At 72.3% G+C, this 14,835-nt stretch carries 13 protein-coding genes; 3 read left to right on the top strand and 10 right to left on the bottom strand.

The window, feature by feature from the left end:
• The 6 genes from hypF to UK82_RS09245 form a co-directional block, all read right to left on the bottom strand.
• Window positions 1-2,493 (bottom strand): carbamoyltransferase HypF, encoded by a 2,493-nt coding sequence (hypF, locus tag UK82_RS09270; protein WP_055406897.1) that lies wholly within the window; start codon window positions 2,491-2,493, stop codon window positions 1-3.
• Window positions 2,490-3,791 carry an NHL repeat-containing protein gene (locus UK82_RS09265; RefSeq protein WP_236705703.1) on the bottom strand — a complete coding sequence of 434 codons (1,302 nt, stop codon included), beginning with the start codon at window positions 3,789-3,791 and terminating at the stop codon, window positions 2,490-2,492. Before UK82_RS09265 ends, hypF begins: the two co-directional genes overlap by 4 nt.
• Window positions 3,788-5,119: a hypothetical protein gene (locus tag UK82_RS09260; RefSeq protein WP_236705702.1), complete on the bottom strand. Its 1,332-nt coding sequence runs from the start codon at window positions 5,117-5,119 to the stop codon at window positions 3,788-3,790. Before UK82_RS09260 ends, UK82_RS09265 begins: the two co-directional genes overlap by 4 nt.
• Window positions 5,112-5,684: a hydrogenase maturation protease gene (locus tag UK82_RS09255; protein ID WP_063897458.1), complete on the bottom strand. Its 573-nt coding sequence runs from the start codon at window positions 5,682-5,684 to the stop codon at window positions 5,112-5,114. Before UK82_RS09255 ends, UK82_RS09260 begins: the two co-directional genes overlap by 8 nt.
• Window positions 5,681-7,288: a nickel-dependent hydrogenase large subunit gene (locus UK82_RS09250; protein WP_044886861.1), complete on the bottom strand. Its 1,608-nt coding sequence runs from the start codon at window positions 7,286-7,288 to the stop codon at window positions 5,681-5,683. Before UK82_RS09250 ends, UK82_RS09255 begins: the two co-directional genes overlap by 4 nt.
• Window positions 7,289-7,356: 68 nt before the next feature.
• Entirely contained in the window at window positions 7,357-8,328 is a 972-nt protein-coding gene (locus tag UK82_RS09245) for a hydrogenase (RefSeq protein ID WP_044886862.1), read from the bottom strand.
• 322 nt (window positions 8,329-8,650) lie between these two features.
• Between UK82_RS09245 and UK82_RS09240 the strand changes: the two genes are divergently transcribed.
• Together UK82_RS09240 and hypB are read left to right on the top strand one after the other, a co-directional pair.
• Entirely contained in the window at window positions 8,651-9,013 is a 363-nt protein-coding gene (locus UK82_RS09240) for a hydrogenase maturation nickel metallochaperone HypA (protein ID WP_044886863.1), read from the top strand.
• Between the two features lie 6 nt (window positions 9,014-9,019).
• Window positions 9,020-9,853 carry a hydrogenase nickel incorporation protein HypB gene (hypB, locus tag UK82_RS09235; protein ID WP_055406896.1) on the top strand — a complete coding sequence of 278 codons (834 nt, stop codon included), beginning with the start codon at window positions 9,020-9,022 and terminating at the stop codon, window positions 9,851-9,853.
• Between the two features lie 370 nt (window positions 9,854-10,223).
• Here the strand turns inward: hypB and UK82_RS09230 are convergent, their stop codons facing one another.
• The 4 genes from UK82_RS09230 to UK82_RS32605 form a co-directional block, all read right to left on the bottom strand.
• The gene (locus UK82_RS09230) at window positions 10,224-10,622 is read right to left on the bottom strand and encodes a hypothetical protein (protein ID WP_044886865.1); all 399 of its coding nucleotides are present in this window, start codon (window positions 10,620-10,622) and stop codon (window positions 10,224-10,226) included.
• Window positions 10,619-11,113: a hypothetical protein gene (locus tag UK82_RS09225; RefSeq protein WP_055406895.1), complete on the bottom strand. Its 495-nt coding sequence runs from the start codon at window positions 11,111-11,113 to the stop codon at window positions 10,619-10,621. The genes UK82_RS09230 and UK82_RS09225 overlap by 4 nt, the downstream gene beginning before the upstream one ends.
• A 232-nt stretch (window positions 11,114-11,345) precedes the next feature.
• The gene (locus UK82_RS09220) at window positions 11,346-11,819 is read right to left on the bottom strand and encodes a hypothetical protein (RefSeq protein ID WP_044886867.1); all 474 of its coding nucleotides are present in this window, start codon (window positions 11,817-11,819) and stop codon (window positions 11,346-11,348) included.
• A gap of 701 nt (window positions 11,820-12,520) precedes the next feature.
• On the bottom strand, window positions 12,521-12,976 hold the full coding sequence (locus UK82_RS32605) for a hypothetical protein (protein ID WP_055406894.1): 456 nt from the start codon (window positions 12,974-12,976) through the stop codon (window positions 12,521-12,523).
• 502 nt (window positions 12,977-13,478) lie between these two features.
• Between UK82_RS32605 and mdoC the strand changes: the two genes are divergently transcribed.
• The gene (gene mdoC, locus UK82_RS09210; RefSeq protein WP_044886868.1) at window positions 13,479-14,768 is read left to right on the top strand and encodes a glucans biosynthesis protein MdoC; all 1,290 of its coding nucleotides are present in this window, start codon (window positions 13,479-13,481) and stop codon (window positions 14,766-14,768) included.
• The last annotated feature ends 67 nt before the right edge of the window (window positions 14,769-14,835 follow it).

Raw genomic sequence — 14,835 nt, 5'->3', positions numbered from 1 at the left:
TCACATTTCCTTCCCGTCGGCGACCGGCGTCGGATCCTGATCGCCGGCCAGCGCCGCGACGGCGGCCTGGCCGAGCGCCAGCCCGCCGTCGCCCGCCGGTACCTCCTGATGAACGAGCACGTCGAAACCGGCGGCGGCCAGCCGCGCCCGGCAGGCCCGCAGCAGCACGACGTTGGCGAAGACCCCGCCGGTCAACCCGACCAGGCCGACGCCGTATCGCCGCCGCGCGACCTCGGCGACGCGGGCCACCGCGTCCGCGACGGCGAGGTGGAACGCGGCGGCCAGCGCGGGCACCCCCACGCCCGCCCGCAGGCCGTCGACGAGGCCCGCCAGCACCGGCGCCGGCTCCAGGACGCCGTCGGCCAGCCCGAAGGCAAGCGGCCGCCGCCCCGCGACGACCGCGATCGGCCCGGCGGCCTCGGGTCTGCTGTCACCGCCCCGCCGGCCGGCGCCGAGACCGTGGGCCGCGAGACCGTTGGCCGCGAGACCGTTGGCCGCGAGACCGTTGGCCGCGAGGGCCTCCAGCTCGACGGCGGCCTGCGCCTCATAGGTGGTCCGCTGGCGCACCCCGAGCAGCGCCGCCACCGCGTCGAACAGCCGGCCCATGCTGCTGCTGGGCGTGCAGGCCACGCCCCGGTCCAGGGCGGTGCGCACTGTGCTCAACTCCGCGGCGGAGCAGGCCCGCACCGGGGCGAGATCCGCCGACCAGGCCAGGCCCGCCGCGGCCAGGTGGGCCAGCGCCACCCGGCACGGGTTGCGCACCGCGGCGTCGCCGCCGGGCAGGCCGACCGGGCGCAGGTGGGCGATGCGCTCGGCGCGGGTGACGTCGGAGCCGACGAGGAGCACCTCGCCGCCCCAGATCGTGCCGTCGCCGCCGTAGCCGGTGCCATCGAAGGCGACGCCGACGGTGGGCTCGCCGAGTCGGCCGTGCTCGGCGAGCAGCGCCGCCACGTGCGCGTGGTGGTGCTGCACCAGCCGCAGGGGGCGGTCGGTGCCGGCGGCTCGCTGCGCCCAGGCCCGGGTGGCGTAGCCGGGGTGGGGGTCGGCGGCGAAGGCCGCGGGTTCGACGCCGTACAGGCGTGCCATCCGCGCGCCGGACCGCTCGAACGCCGCCATGGCCGCGAGGCTGCCCAGGTCGCCGTGATGCTGGGACAGGATCGCCCGCCGCCCGGTCGTCAGGCAGAGCGTGTTCTTCAGCTCGCCGCCGGCGGCGAGCACCGGCCCGACCGGGCGGGGGAGATCCACCGGCAGCGGGACGTGGCCGCGGGCTCGGCGCAGCGGCACGACCTGCTCGGCGTCGCAGCGCAGCACCGAGTCGTCGCACGGCGCCAGGATCGGCCGGTCGTGGGTGAGGAAGGCGTCGGCGAGTCCGGCGAGGCGGGTGCGTGCCTCGCCGTCGTCGAAGCAGATCGGCTCGCCGGAGCGGTTGGCGCTGGTCATCACGAGCAGTCGCGGCGGCGGGCCGCCGCCCGGGATCGGCGCGAACAGCAGGTGGTGAACCGGCGTGTACGGCAGCATCAGCCCGATGAGCGGGCTGCCCGGTGCGACCAGGGCCGACACGGGCGCCCCCGGGGCGCGGCCGGTGAGCACGATCGGCGCGGCCGGCGCGCCCAGCAGCGCCGCCACCGTCGGCGAGACAACCCCGACTCGGGCGGCCGTGGCCAGGTCGCGGGCCATCACCGCGAACGGCTGGTCCGGTCGGTTCTTGCGCCCGCGCAGCCGGGCCAGGGCCTCGTCGTTCTCGGCGCGGCAGGCCAGGTGGTAGCCGCCGACACCCTTGACCGCCACGACCGCGCCGGCCGCCAGCGCCCGCTGGGCGGCCGCGAGCGCCGCGTCGGTGCCGGTCACCGCCGGCCCGTCCGCCGGGCTGAACCACAGCCGCGGCCCGCAGTCCGGGCAGGCGATGGGCTCGGCGTGGAAGCGGCGGTCGGCGGGGTCGGCGTACTCGGCCGCGCACCGCGGGCACATCGGGAAGCGGGCCATCGTCGTCGCCGCCCGGTCGTACGGCAGCGCCTCGATGATCGTGAACCTGGGGCCGCAGTTCGTGCACGTGATGAACGGGTGGCGGTGACGCCGGTCCGCCGGGTCGAACAGCTCGCGCAGGCAGTCTGCGCACACCGCGGCATCCGGCGGCACCAGGGTCCGCGCGCCGGCCGCGGCCGTGCTGGCCACGATCCGGAACGCGCCCCCGCCCGGATGGAGGGGATGGGGAACGGTGGTGACCGTGATGCGGTCGACGCGGGCGAGGGGCGGCGCGGCCGGGGCCAACCGGCGAAGGAACTCGGCGACGTGGGCGGCGTCGCCGTCGACCTCCGCGAAGACCGAGGCCGAGTCGTTGCCGACGAAGCCGGTGAGCCCAAGGCTGCTGGCCAACCGGTGGACGTGGGGCCGGAACCCGACGCCCTGCACGATGCCCTCGACCACGACCCGTCGGCGCACCCGCCCGTCCGGCGGGTGCGGCGCGGACCTCTCGCCGGCGCGCGGCGCGATCATGGCCGCCGTTCCCAGATGACGACCCGGTTGTTGCCGGAGTCCGCGACGGCGAGCCGGCCGTCGGACAGGGACAGGCCGTACGGCCAGCAGAACGTGTCGGCGGTGACGCCCGACCAGCGGTTCTCGCCCGTGTCGGCGAACGTCGGTTGGCCGAGTACGGCGGTGGCCGCCGCGCCGGTGACCTGTGGCAGGCCGTCCCAGAGCAGGATCCGGTTGTTGGCGGTGTCCGCGACGGCCAGCAGATCGCCGTCGCAGTCGGCCGCGTAGGGGAAGCGCAGCGTGTCGGCCCGGCCGGGGGCGTAGGGGGATTCACCGCAGCCGGTCAGGTCGGCCTGGCCGAGGGCCAGGCCGGCGGCGGTGTCGGCGTCGGGATGGGGCGTCCAGCCGAGCAGCCGGTGGTTGCCGGCGTCGGCGACGAGCAGCCGCCCGGCGTTCCCGGCGACGTCATGCGGCCACCGGAAGGTGGCGGGCCCTGCCGGGCCCCCGCGGTTGTCCTCCCGGCTGGTCGGATCGGGCTGGCCCAGGATCAGGTCGGGGGCCTGATCGGGGGAGGCTGGCAGGCCGCCCCACCAGCCCAGCACCCGCCGGTTGCCGGTGTCGGCGACGTAGAAGCGCCCGCCGATCACGGCCACGCCGAACGGCCAGTAGAAGGTGGTCGGTCCGCACGGCCCGCCCCGGTTCTCCCGCACGCTCGCCGCATCCGGTTGACCGAGGACCAGGTCGGGAGGGGTGTCGGTGGCCGTCGGGACCGTGTTCCAGACGAGGATCCGGTGGTGCCAGGCGTCGGCGACGACGAGCCGGCCGTCGGTGACGACGATCCCGGTCGGCAGGTGCATCCCCCGTTCGGGCCCGCGTCCGCCGGCCGCCGGGCCCTCGCTGCTCGCGTCGGCCTGGCCGAGCACGACGTCGGCGGGGGCACCGTCGCGGGCCGGGCGACCGTGCCAGATCAGCACCCGGTGGTTGCCCGAGTCGGCCACCACGAGCAGGTCGTCGCCGAGCCACACCCCGCGCGGCGCGTACAGCCAGGACGGCGACGGCCGCGCCGCGGGCAGCGCCAGCCCTCCCGGCGCCGGCGCGCCGAGCCACACCCTCGGTTCCCACCCCGTCGCGCCGCCGGCCGTCGCGCCGCCGGCCGTCGCGGCGTCGCCCGCAGCCGTTTCGCCGGCCGTCGCGATCTGTGGTGCCGTGCCGTCGTCCACCGCGTCCCGCGTCGGCGCACCCCCCGGCTCCGTGCCGTTCGCGGCGGCGGTACCCGTCCCGGTGCCGGGGACGGTGGCCGTCGACCGGGGGGACCTCATGCAGGTCCGGGCGCGCCGCGTCGGCGGGCGATCTCGTCGAGCACGCCGCGTACCGTCAGCGCCGCGTCGTCCGCCCCGGACTCCTCGAAGATCGTCCGTGCCTCGTGCAACACCGCAGTCGCCTGGTCGTAGGCGCCGAGATGGGCCAGTGCGTTGCCCTGGTTGGCCAGCGCGCGGGCGTGGCCGAGCGGATCGGTGTCCCGGTCGCGGGCGACGATGACCTGCTGGTAGCGGGCCGCCGCCTCGATCAGGTTGTCCTTCTGATGCGCCGACGGCGCGTAGACCAGGGCGTTGGCCAGGTTGAGCTGGGTGCTGGCCCACTGCTCGGGGTGGGTCTCGGGGGTGTACACGGCGAGCGCCGTGCGCAGGCCCTGGATCGCGACGCCGATCCGCAACTGGTCGGAGGCCTGGCTCATCGGCATCGCCAGGTAGGCGGTGGCCAGGTTGACCTGCACCGCGGCGAACAGCTCCGGGGCGCTGTCCACGCTGATGAGCCGGAGCGCGGCCAGGTAGTGCTCCACGGCGGTGCGCAGGGCCGCCGCATCGTCGCGGGCCCGCTCCTGGTGGGCCGCGCCGAGGGCCAGGCGCAGCTCGGCACGGGCGATCACGAGCTCGGTGGCGTCGAGGGCGGCGAGCGCCGCGGTCAGGTCGGCGAGGACGTCGTCCGTCGGCCCCTCGACGCTGCGGCGCAGGTCCGCCGCGGTGGACAACAGCTGCGCGGCGAGGCCCGGGGACGCCTCCCACGCCGCGGCGACGGCCCGGCCCAGCGCCCCCGCCGCCTCGCCGGTCCGCCCGGCGGCCATGGCGTGGGCGGCGTGCGCCGAGTGCACCAGCGCCGCGATCTCGCCGGTCTCCCCGGCCAACGGCGGGGGCTCGGCCAGATCGCCGAGGGCGAAGCGGACCACGTCGACGAGGATCCCGAGCTCGGCGCCGAGGGCCTGGCGAAGCCGCGCCGGGTCCTCCACCGGGGGACCTCCCGGGCGCAGGACGAACCGGTTGTACCGGTCGATCGGGTCGTCGCCGTCGAGCTGGGCGGCGGCGCCGACGATGTCCCCGCGGTAGGCCAGCTCCAGCGCGAGCAGGCGCGCCGGCCAGGTGTCCGGGTGGCGCCCGGCGGCGAGCGTGCGGCGCAGCTCGGCCGTGTCGTCGCCGCCCGGCACCAGCAGGAAGCCGGCGGGCAGCGGGAACACCCCGACCGGCTGCGGCCGGGCACAGCACGCGGCGGTGTCGGTCACAGCGGCATCGGTCACAGCGGCATCGGTCACGGCGGCATCGGTCACGGCGCTGTCGGTCACAGCAGTGTCGGTCGCGGTGTCGCGGTCAGTCATGGGTGTCTTCCTCGCTGTGCTGGTCGGACAGGTCGGCGAGGATCAGCTTCTGCATCCGTTCCATCGCGCGGCGCACGGGCGGGGTGAGGTCGACCCCGGGTTCCAGGCCGCCGGCCTCGACGAGGTAGACGGTGACGTCGGCCGGGTAGTCGTCGCCGAGCAGCCAGCGGCCGAAGGCGAGTGCCTGGTCCCAGCGCACGGCGTGCGGGTGTGGCAGGTACAGGGGGAGATCGGTGAGTTCCGCGGCCGGCACCCGGTAGACGGTGCCCGGCGCGGCGCCGGTGCGGGCGGCGTCGACGATGACGACCCGGCGCGCGCCGCGCATCGCGAAGGCCGTGTCCATCCCGGCCGTGCCGCCGTCGACCAGGCGCACTCCGGCCGGCACGCCCGCCTCGGCGAGGCGGCGGATGAGGATCGGTCCCACCCCGTCGTCGCCGCGCAGCAGGTTCCCGCAGCCGATCACCGCCGTGTCGCAGCGCGGCGGCTCGAGGCCGGGCGGGTCGACCTGCACCCGCGGGCTGGCGGGTACCGGCCGTCCGGCGGGTACCGGCCGTCCGGTGTTCACAGGTCCCCGTTGATGACGAACCTGCTCAGCTCCTTGCCGGTCCGCCCGTCGTAGGCGTGGACCGTGCAGACCAGGCAGGAGTCGAAGCTGCGGGCCACGTGGCCGAGCTCGATCGGATCGGCCGGGTCGGCGACCGGGGTGCCGACCAGCGCAGCCTCGATCGGGCCGGGTGTGCCGTCACCGTCGCGGGGCCCGATGTTCCAGGCCGTCGGCGTGACCACCTGGTAGTTCGCGATCTTGCCGTTCTCCAGGACGATCCAGTCGGACAGCGAGCCGCGGGCCGCCTCCGTCGAGCCGAAGCCGCGCCCGTCGGCGCGCTGCACCGGCGTGGCGTGGAACGGCTCGTGCAGGTCGATCTGGTCCAGCCAGGCGCGCACCCACTGGTAGTACTTGGCCGCCTCGTGCATCCGGGCGAGCAGGCGCACCATCACCGACGGGCCGATCGCGTCGAGGATGTCGCCGAACAGCGGGTCGTCGTCCTGGTGGGCGGCCGCGCCCGGGGCGGCGGCGGCGATCCGGCGGGCCAGCGGGCCGGCCTCCAGCGGCACGTACCCGAGGTTCGGCACGTCATAGCGGGGGGACTTCGCCCAGCTGTACTTGCCCTGCTCGCGGCCGCGGACCGGGTCGATCGGGTTGGTCTCCCCGTCGAACGGGTGACGCGCCGAAGTGCCCGCGTAGAACGAGTGGGTGACGTCCTCGCGCACCCGGGCCTGGTCGAACGCGGTGTAAGCGCCGCCGGCGTACACCCCGGAGCGGCCGATGAGCGCCGCGTTGCGGCCCTCGATCGTCGGCCGGCCGTACAGGTCGGGGGAGAAGTACGTCCCGGTTGCCAGGTAGTTGCCGATGCCCTGGCCGTAGCCGTCGAGGCCGATGTCGAGGCAGTAGCGCAGGAAGAAGCCGCAGTCGCTGTCGTGCTGGGCCTCGTTCTCGTACACCCAGGCGAGCACGTCCGCCCAGGTGCGGTTGGCCAGCCAGCGGTCCACCGAGCAGCCCAGCCACTGCTTCTCGAGCCACTCGGTCTTCCAGTGCTCCAGGATCGCGATGGAGCGGGTCACGTCCGCGAGCGTCGGCGCGCACATCACCCCGCCCGGCACCATGAAACTGGAATGCGGCCACTGCCCGCCGAAGATGGCGTACACCTCGATCGGCTTGGCGGACAGCACCACCCCCGGGCCGTAGCTGGACCCGGTGAACGGGGTGAACCGGCGCACGGCCTCCGGGTAGAGCTGCGAGGAGGCGTATCGGGGGTTGGTCAGGTCGATGGCGAACAGCGCGTAGAAGCATCGCGGGATGCTCTGCAGCGTCTCGCACGCCTGCGCGATGTTGCGGATCAGCGTCGCGTTCGGCGGCAGCTCGGTCTGCCATGCCACGTCCAACGCGTACGCCGCCTTGTACAGGTGGCTGCCGCCGCAGATTCCGCAGATCCGCGGGGTCACAATGAGGCCGGCCTGCGGGTCCTTGCCCCGCAGGATGATCTCGAAGCCACGGAACATCGCCGCCTCGGTCCAGGCCGAGGCCACCACCCCGTCGTCGATCGTGACCCGGACGTCGAGGTCACCCTCGACGCGCCCCATCGGGCTGACGTTGAGATCGACGGTCGTCATGGGAATCTCTTCTTTCCTGTGCGGTTCCTCGCGCCGCTCCCGGGCGGGACGCGCGCCCTGCCGGCGGGTCAGACGACGAACATGTCCTTCTTCGACCATTCCGGCGCGGCCAGTCGGGCGGCCGCCGCCTGGGCCAGGTAGGTGAGGTGGCCGCTGCCCTCGGGGACCTCCCGCGGGATGACGCCGGCGACCTTCTGGGTCCCGAAGACCGTGCCGGGGGCGAGGTCGAAGAACGGGAACTCCGGCTCGGTGCAGCCGATGCAGGGCATGCCGGCCCGGGTCTTCGACGACTGCCGGTTCCACAGGATCCGGTTGCACGGGGAGTGCGTCATCGGCCCGCGGCAGCCGAACTCGTAGAACAGGCAGCCCTGCCGCGTCCCGTCGCCGAAGGTCAGCGTCGACTGCTTGTACTCGAAGTACTGGTTACGAGTGCAGCCCGTGTGGGTGAACGTGGTGAAGAACGTCTGCGGCCGGTGCAGCTCGTCGAGCGCGATGTCGGCGGCGCGGCCGGTGGCCAGCGCCACCAGGATCTGCGTGATCCAGTCCGGATGGGCGGGGCAGCCCGGCACGTTGATGACGGGCAGCCCGGCTCGCGAGCGGAAGTCCGGGCCGAGGAACCCGCCCGCAGCGCGCTTGTGGAACTGCAGCCCGGTGGAGTCGGTCGGGTTCGGCGCCGTCGCCGGAACCCCGCCCCAGCAGGCGCAGTCCCCGATCGCCACGACCACCTGGGCCTGGCCGGCGAGGTCGCGCACCCAGTCCTGCATCGGCCGGTCGGCGAACACGTCGAAGCGGCCGCTGCCGTCCGGGCCGCGTATCACCGAGCCCTCGAAGACGAAGATGTCGACCGGCTGCTCACCCCGGGCGCAGTTCCAGAACAGCTCCCGCGCCTGCCCGCCGGTGGCCAGGCCCAGCGACGGATGCCAGAGCAGGTCCAGGCCGAAGTCGGTGATCAGGTCGATGACGGTGGGTTCCTCGGCGTTCAGGAACGACATCGTGTTGCCGCTGCACGCCCCGCCCTGAAACCAGAGCACGGATGACATCGGTGGTCCCTTCGTCGGATGGCCGGCAACCGGTGGGGCGGCGGATCGCGACCGGTCGCCGCGCGCCTCGCGTCGCATGGCTCAGGCCGCACGAGGACTGCCGGCACAGCGACGCTACGTGCCCGGGAAGGGGACGCCGATGCGTCGTGTGCGGAGGCTGCCACCAATGCGTGGTGGCGTTTGCCGCTGCGTGCCTGGCAGGACCACAGTGAGCCCGGCGGATGTTCAAGGAGTCCGGCGGGACGTCAGGAAGCCCGGCGGGACGTCAGGAAGCCCGGCGGGACGTCAGGGAGCCCGNCTGGACGTCAGAGGGGGCAGGGCGGTGCACGAGCTGTCGATCTGCCGTTCCGTCGCGGACATCGTCGCCCGGCACGCGGCCGGCCGGCCGGTGACCCGGGTGCATCTGCGGGTGGGGGCACTGCGGCAGGTGGTGCCGGACACCCTCGTCTACTGCTGGGAGCTGGCGCACGCCGACGCGGCCGGGGCCGAGGTACTGGCCGGGTCGGTGCTGGTTGTCGAGTCCGTCCCGGCCGGCGTGCGCTGCCGGCGGTGCGGCGTGCACAGCGAGCTCGCCGTGCCGATCCTGCGCTGCGCCGCCTGTGGCACCACCGACGTCGTCCTGGTCAGCGGCGAGGAGTTTCTCGTCACCTCCTTCGAGGTGGCGACCGACGCCGTGGAGGCGTGACGAACCATGGGTCGATTCCATCCACACGCAAACAGCCAGCCACACGCAAACAGCCAGCCGCACCAGAACGGTCAGCCGCATGACCATCCGCACAAGGACGGTCACGCGCGGCCGCCCGGTTCGGTGGGGGACCATTCCGGCTACCGCACCGGCGCGGAACGGGTCGAGGTGCTGGAGCGGATTCTCGGGGAGAACGAGCGGGTCGCGCGGGCCAACCGGGCGGCATTCGACGCGGCCGGCGTCACCGTGGTGAACCTGATGTCCGCGCCCGGCGCCGGGAAGACGACCCTGCTCGCCGAGACGCTGCGCCGCCTCGCGCCGCACCGGCGGATCGGCGTCATCGAGGGGGACATCGAGACCAGTCTGGACGCCGATCGCCTCGACGGGTTCGGCGCGTCGATCGCCCTGGTCAACACCGGCAACGGCTTCGGCGGGGAATGCCACCTGGATGCGCCGATGATCGCCTCCGCGCTGCCCCGGCTACCGCTCGCCGAACTCGACCTCATCATCATCGAGAACGTCGGCAATCTGGTGTGCCCCGCCGAGTTCGCCGTCGGTGAGGACCGGCGCGCCATGGTGTTCGCCGTGACCGAGGGCGAGGAGAAACCGCTCAAATATCCGGTGATGTTCCGCTCCGCAGATCTCGTGCTCGTCAACAAGACGGATCTGCTGCCCCATCTCGACTTCGACACCGAGGCGTTCCGGCGCAACCTCGACGCCGTCAATCCGGGGGTGGACGTGCTTGCCGTCAGCGCTCGCACCGGGGAGGGCGTCAACGCCTGGTGCGACTGGCTGGCAGACCCGCTCGGAGCACCTGGTGCGGCCCCAGCCCGGCGTTAGGTCGTGCCCTGATTTAATTGACATTTCGGCGTCGGCGAGAAATCCGGTGGTGCGTCTCCGGTGGGTCGGCGATCCGGAGAAGATCGAACATTGGGTCGGCGGTTCTCGGCGCGTCGCGTCCGGTTATTGCGACCGGTCCGGTAGAAAGCCTGTGGTCGGGATTGCGGAACGCGGAAAGGTTGAGACATGCGCCCATCCAGCGGAAATCGCAGGCATTCACGTGACGCGGGTAAACGCAGGGTACTGGCAGCCGTCGCGGTGGCCGCCGCCTTCGGCTTCCTCACCACCGCAGCCGGCTGCCCGCCGCCTCCGCCCTGCCAGCCCTACCCCCCGTCGTCGGCCGTCTGCTGACCCCTGCCGGCGGGAGGAATCAACCGCAGCGTCCGCCGGAGCCCCTTTCCCATCGCCGGGCGGTGCTCGACGATGCGGCTCGGCGCAGGTCGTCGCCGCTGATCACCGTCTCGGCGGCTGGTCCGGCGATGGTGGCGGCGATCTGAAGATCCCCGCGGCCGGGCAGCGGTTCCACCCGCAGCACCGCGTAGGCGCGCCCGAGCCAGGACCCGGATCGCATGATGATCGCCGATGGCGGCCCAGGCATGGCCGGAAGGTCCGCACCGAGGGCGGTCAAGTGGATCTCGACGCCGTCGGGTTCGGCGAGCACACCGTCGGCCACGACGGCGAACCGCGGTGTCTCCAGCACCACCAGATAGCAGTCGACGCCGACCGGGATGGATGCTGGCGGCTCGGCCGCTTTCGCCGGTCCGCTCACGGCCGGCCCTCTCCTTCCGGTGGGCCGGCCGCCCGGATTCGGCGGGCGGTCCGAGCCGCCGCGCGCAGCGTCGCGCCGTCGATAACGGTCTGCCCTGTCCGTCCGGCGGTGCGTCCGGTGCAGGCGACATCGCCGGAACGCGGCATCGGCCGCACCCAGACCCACGCATGTGATCGTCGTCGGTCCGTGGTGTAGCCGCCGCCGAAGTGCGACAGGCTGAGCGCGCACGCTGGATCCGGCGGCCGGAGCTCGCAGCACACCGGGACGGCCCCCGGCCCGCAGGCGGACCAGATCGGAGCCTCGGGCGGGACGGGTTCACGCCCCGCCCGCGCCGCGGCCTCCTCCTCGACGCTCAGGAACCGGACAATGTTCGGACCGACCGCGAAGAACCCGGCCATCAACCCGGCCATGAACCCGGCCGGCTGGGCCTGCACCCCGTGTAGCACGACCACGAGATCGGGCGTCTCGATCAGCCGCTCGAAGACGTGCATGCCACCGGGAATGACCCTGCGGGTCGGGGAGCGCCAGGTCCTGGTGGGCGGTCATCTCCACATCGTCGATCAACGGCAGTAGATGCTGACAGTGTTTGAATAGTCCGTGTTTGAACAGTCCGTGGCGGAGGAGCTCCCGGAGTCCCCGGAACCGAAGCCCGCCACCCGCCGACGCAAATGATCGGAGGTGGCCGATCTCCTCGGCGAGGGACGTCAGGGTGATCGGCCGGCGTCAGGAGTGCGATCCGAGGGGGTCTGGCCGGTCGACGGCGCCGGAGAGCGCATCCGGTGCGAGGGCCGAAACCTCGTTGCCGGTCCTGGGCAGCGGCGTGCCCGCTAGTTCCAGCGGGTTCGGCCCGTCCGGCAGGTCGGCTTCGGCCCAGGTGCCCCGCAGCACGGCTACGGCGTGGTCGTAGGCGTCGTGGGTGGGCAGTAGCCGGCGGATGTTCAGAGGCAGCAGGTCCTCGCGGTTCGTCCGGCCGCACCGGGGGCAGGTCTGCTGGTTCAGGGGGAGCAGCACGCCGCAGCCGCCCTCCTGCGCCCCGCAGCGTCGCCAGTCCCGGCCGACCTCGATGTGTCCGACCGGCTGCCAGCGGCGCGCCGCCGTGGCGGGCCCGATCGTGGTGGTCGCGCCGGTTTCCGCCAGGGCGGACGCCCCCGGGCGGAACCATCGTGCGCTCCTCCTCGCGGTCCATCGCGATGACAAGGCGCAGCGCCTCCCTAATTGTCCGGGTACTACCTATCTTGCGGTGGTTCCCTGGCCTCTTCGAGGGAATCGCCTGGGGACGCTGGAGGCAAGCGAATGGCACTTTCGGGTGATGCGTGGGCCTCGCGCGCCTGCGCAATCCGGCTGGGCCACCGAAACCCGACAACCCCTGTGATCTGCGCGATCTCCGCCGCGGCCGCGTGGGCGAGGCGCGCGTCGCCGTCGAGGCCACCGACGGACTGCGCTTTCGGCTAACCCCGATGCCGCGCCGGTGCCGGTGCTCGTCACCCAGCAGCTCGGACGCCCGCCTCACCGAAATCCTCGGCTATCAGCCGTGAAATGTCGATCTCCCCGGGCGTGCCGTCCCTGTGCTCGGCGCCCGGAGCGCCACGCCGCGCCCGGACGCGGGCTCGTCCGCTTGAAACGCGGATACCTGACCCTTCCCAGGACGCTGCGAACCGGGGCCGAGCGGGTGATGGCCAGGCGGAGACCATCACGGCGTCTGCGCCCCGCACTCGGCGATCTCCTGGCAGCCGAACCGCCCTCGACGTCCTACGCGGGTTGTTCCGACCACCCGACCCGAATGCCGTGACCACGCTGCTCGCCGAGATGTCGGCTGATTCGGAAGCCACGAAGCCACGAAGCCACCGAGCCACGAAGCCACCGAGCCACCGAGCCGCGCTGGTTCCCGGCCCCGACTGCTATTCTCGCGGAGCAGAAGGCTGCACGGGCGAATCTCCCGCCAGCTCGGCTGCATACTCCATGGCGGCGTGAGTCAGCGATTGCAATCGGCCAAGTGAGCGCTTGCTCACATCCTGCCAGGCGTCGACGCTGTGCCAACCCTTTCCGTCCAGTGCTGCAATCGGCTCGACCATCTCGACGTCGGTGGGCGGCTGCGGCAGACGGAGGAGCAGCCAGCCTGTGCCCGTCGCGAAGGCCGCGGCAATGCCGTTCGCGACCACCACCGGAACTCCAAAGACCGGTGTGATGGCCGCGCGCGACGGAGAGATCAGATCAAATCGTTCGACGAGGTCGGGGTGCGTGTGAAGCTCCCAGCCATCCAGGACATACCGTCCGGATTCACGGCGTGGACGCACGGCCTGGTCGCGCAGATAGGTAAGAACGTCGTGGTTGGCGGGTAGGTCCGAGAGGGGCATCCAAGAAATGTAGTGCTTCGGGCGGCCACGAATAGATCTTGTCGGGATTGCGACGGCGCCTGTTGACGCCGTGGCATGGCGCCGAGCGCGCCGTGCTGGCCGCTTGGGGGCTCGGCCCGCCCGGCGAGCAATGGCGAGGGGAGGGCGACCTGACAATGCTAGTGAACGCGTTGCGGCAGGATCGACGCCCGGGCCCACGCAGGAGTCGGTGGTAGTACTCCCAGCCCGCGCGCCAGCATCCACCCGGTCGATCTGCCACAACCTGACCCATCTCCAGATCTTCTTCGGCACAACAGAAGATCAACATCGGAAAAAGGTCGAGCTCCGAGTCGGAGTCGAGCGGCTGCCCGGCCGTACCCTCTCGACGCTCCCACCCCCGACGCCAGGGACAGTCTTCGCTTTCCATACGATATGGAAACAAGTGTGTCCGTCGGCGTCTTCGTTGGAGAGCGTCGGCCGTAGGGGTATGCCGGAGCGCTCCGGTGGTCTTGGTGGAGGGATCGTGGGGGGAAAGGCGGCACCGTCCGCGCCAGACGAACATTACCATTACCTGGACGCGTTACGTGGCATCTTCATGCTGGGCGGAGTCTTCGTACACGCCTCGACGCTTGGTGACGATCCGATCTTCAACGGGATCGCCTATGCCTCCGGCCTCTTCCGGATGGCGGACTTCTTTCTGATCTCCGGATTTCTCTCCGCGATGCTCGTCGGGAAGTACGGACCCGCGCGCACCGTGCGCCGCAGGCTTGCCAGTGTGGGAATTCCCTTCGTCTCCACCCTGGTCCTGCTCAACCCCACCGCACTGTGGCTGAGCTACAACTTTCACAACCCGGACGTCTCGTTCCTGGAATTCCTGCAGGGACACACCGTCCCCGAGCCGGCGGGGGAGCTGCGCTGGCTTCTGCAGCTATGGTTTCTGGTGGCGCTGCTCGTCTACGCGTTGTGCACCCCGGCGGCCGTGACCGTGCTATCCCGCGTCGTGTCCAGCCCCGTCTACCGGCGGGCAACCACCGGTCGACCACGCGTCATGGCCACGATCATCATATCGGTCATGGTGGGCACCATCCTCATTCGCGGGGGGTACCGAGCCGCCGTCGTTCCCGCCATCGGTTCCGATCCCCTCGATCTCCCGGTCGAGGAGACGCTGGACTTCCTGCCGTTCTTCCTCCTGGGCGTGCTTCTCTACCTGGATCGGCGGCGACTCCTGCCGGCCTTCCAGCGGCCTGCGCCGATACTGCTTGCCGTGGCCGGCGTCCTGCTGCTGGCGGCCACCCGGGGCTGGGTGGGCGGGCTGGCCTCGTCCACCGGTGTGGTACTCAGCCGGACCCTGTTCACCGTCGCGATCACCGTCAACCTGTTCGCCGTGGCGAGCCGGCTCGTTCCCGGCCCCCGGCCGGCCGTTCGCTACCTTTCCGACGCGTCCTACACGGTCTACCTTTTCCACTACTTCTGGATCTACGTCATCGCCACGCTTCTCTCGTTCGACCCGAGCCTGCGCTGGCCGCAGATGCTCCTGGTCACGACCCTCACCTTCGGCGTGACGTTCGCCCTCCACCACTTCGTCATCCTGCGGTCGCCCTTTCTCCGCAAGATCTTCAACGGGAAGTTCCCGGCCGGAGCCCGCAGCGAAGGCCGCCACGGCGATCGCCGACCCGCCGCGGCGCGCGCTGTCGGTAGTCCGACCGCGACGGCCGCAGGGTCGGAGTCCGAGCGGACCCAGCCGCTGCGCTGGCTTCCCCCGGCCGACCACCTGGATCCGGAACGGACCCAGCAGCTCCGCTGGATCCTCTAGTGCCGCGTCTCGCGAGGTGTACCGCCCGGAGCTTTTCGCTGACCGTGGCGACGAAGTCGTCGGCGGT

This window comes from Frankia sp. ACN1ag (genome assembly GCF_001414035.1).
Lineage (GTDB): Bacteria > Actinomycetota > Actinomycetes > Frankiales > Frankiaceae > Frankia > Frankia torreyi.
The sequence above is the reverse complement of the archived record's forward strand: the minus strand, read 5'-3'. Positions and strand labels throughout refer to the sequence as shown.

Bases quoted from the DNA above. Each gene is read 5' to 3' on its own strand.
- hypF (WP_055406897.1), bottom strand. From the start codon at position 2,493: ATGATCGCGCCGCGCGCCGGCGAGAGGTCCGCGCCGCACCCGCCGGAC.
- UK82_RS09265 (WP_236705703.1), bottom strand. From the start codon at position 3,791: ATGAGGTCCCCCCGGTCGACGGCCACCGTCCCCGGCACCGGGACGGGT.
- UK82_RS09260 (WP_236705702.1), bottom strand. From the start codon at position 5,119: ATGACTGACCGCGACACCGCGACCGACACTGCTGTGACCGACAGCGCC.
- UK82_RS09250 (WP_044886861.1), bottom strand. From the start codon at position 7,288: ATGACGACCGTCGATCTCAACGTCAGCCCGATGGGGCGCGTCGAGGGT.
- UK82_RS09245 (WP_044886862.1), bottom strand. From the start codon at position 8,328: ATGTCATCCGTGCTCTGGTTTCAGGGCGGGGCGTGCAGCGGCAACACG.
- hypB (WP_055406896.1), top strand. From the start codon at position 9,020: ATGGGTCGATTCCATCCACACGCAAACAGCCAGCCACACGCAAACAGC.
- UK82_RS09225 (WP_055406895.1), bottom strand. From the start codon at position 11,113: ATGCACGTCTTCGAGCGGCTGATCGAGACGCCCGATCTCGTGGTCGTG.
- UK82_RS32605 (WP_055406894.1), bottom strand. From the start codon at position 12,976: ATGCCCCTCTCGGACCTACCCGCCAACCACGACGTTCTTACCTATCTG.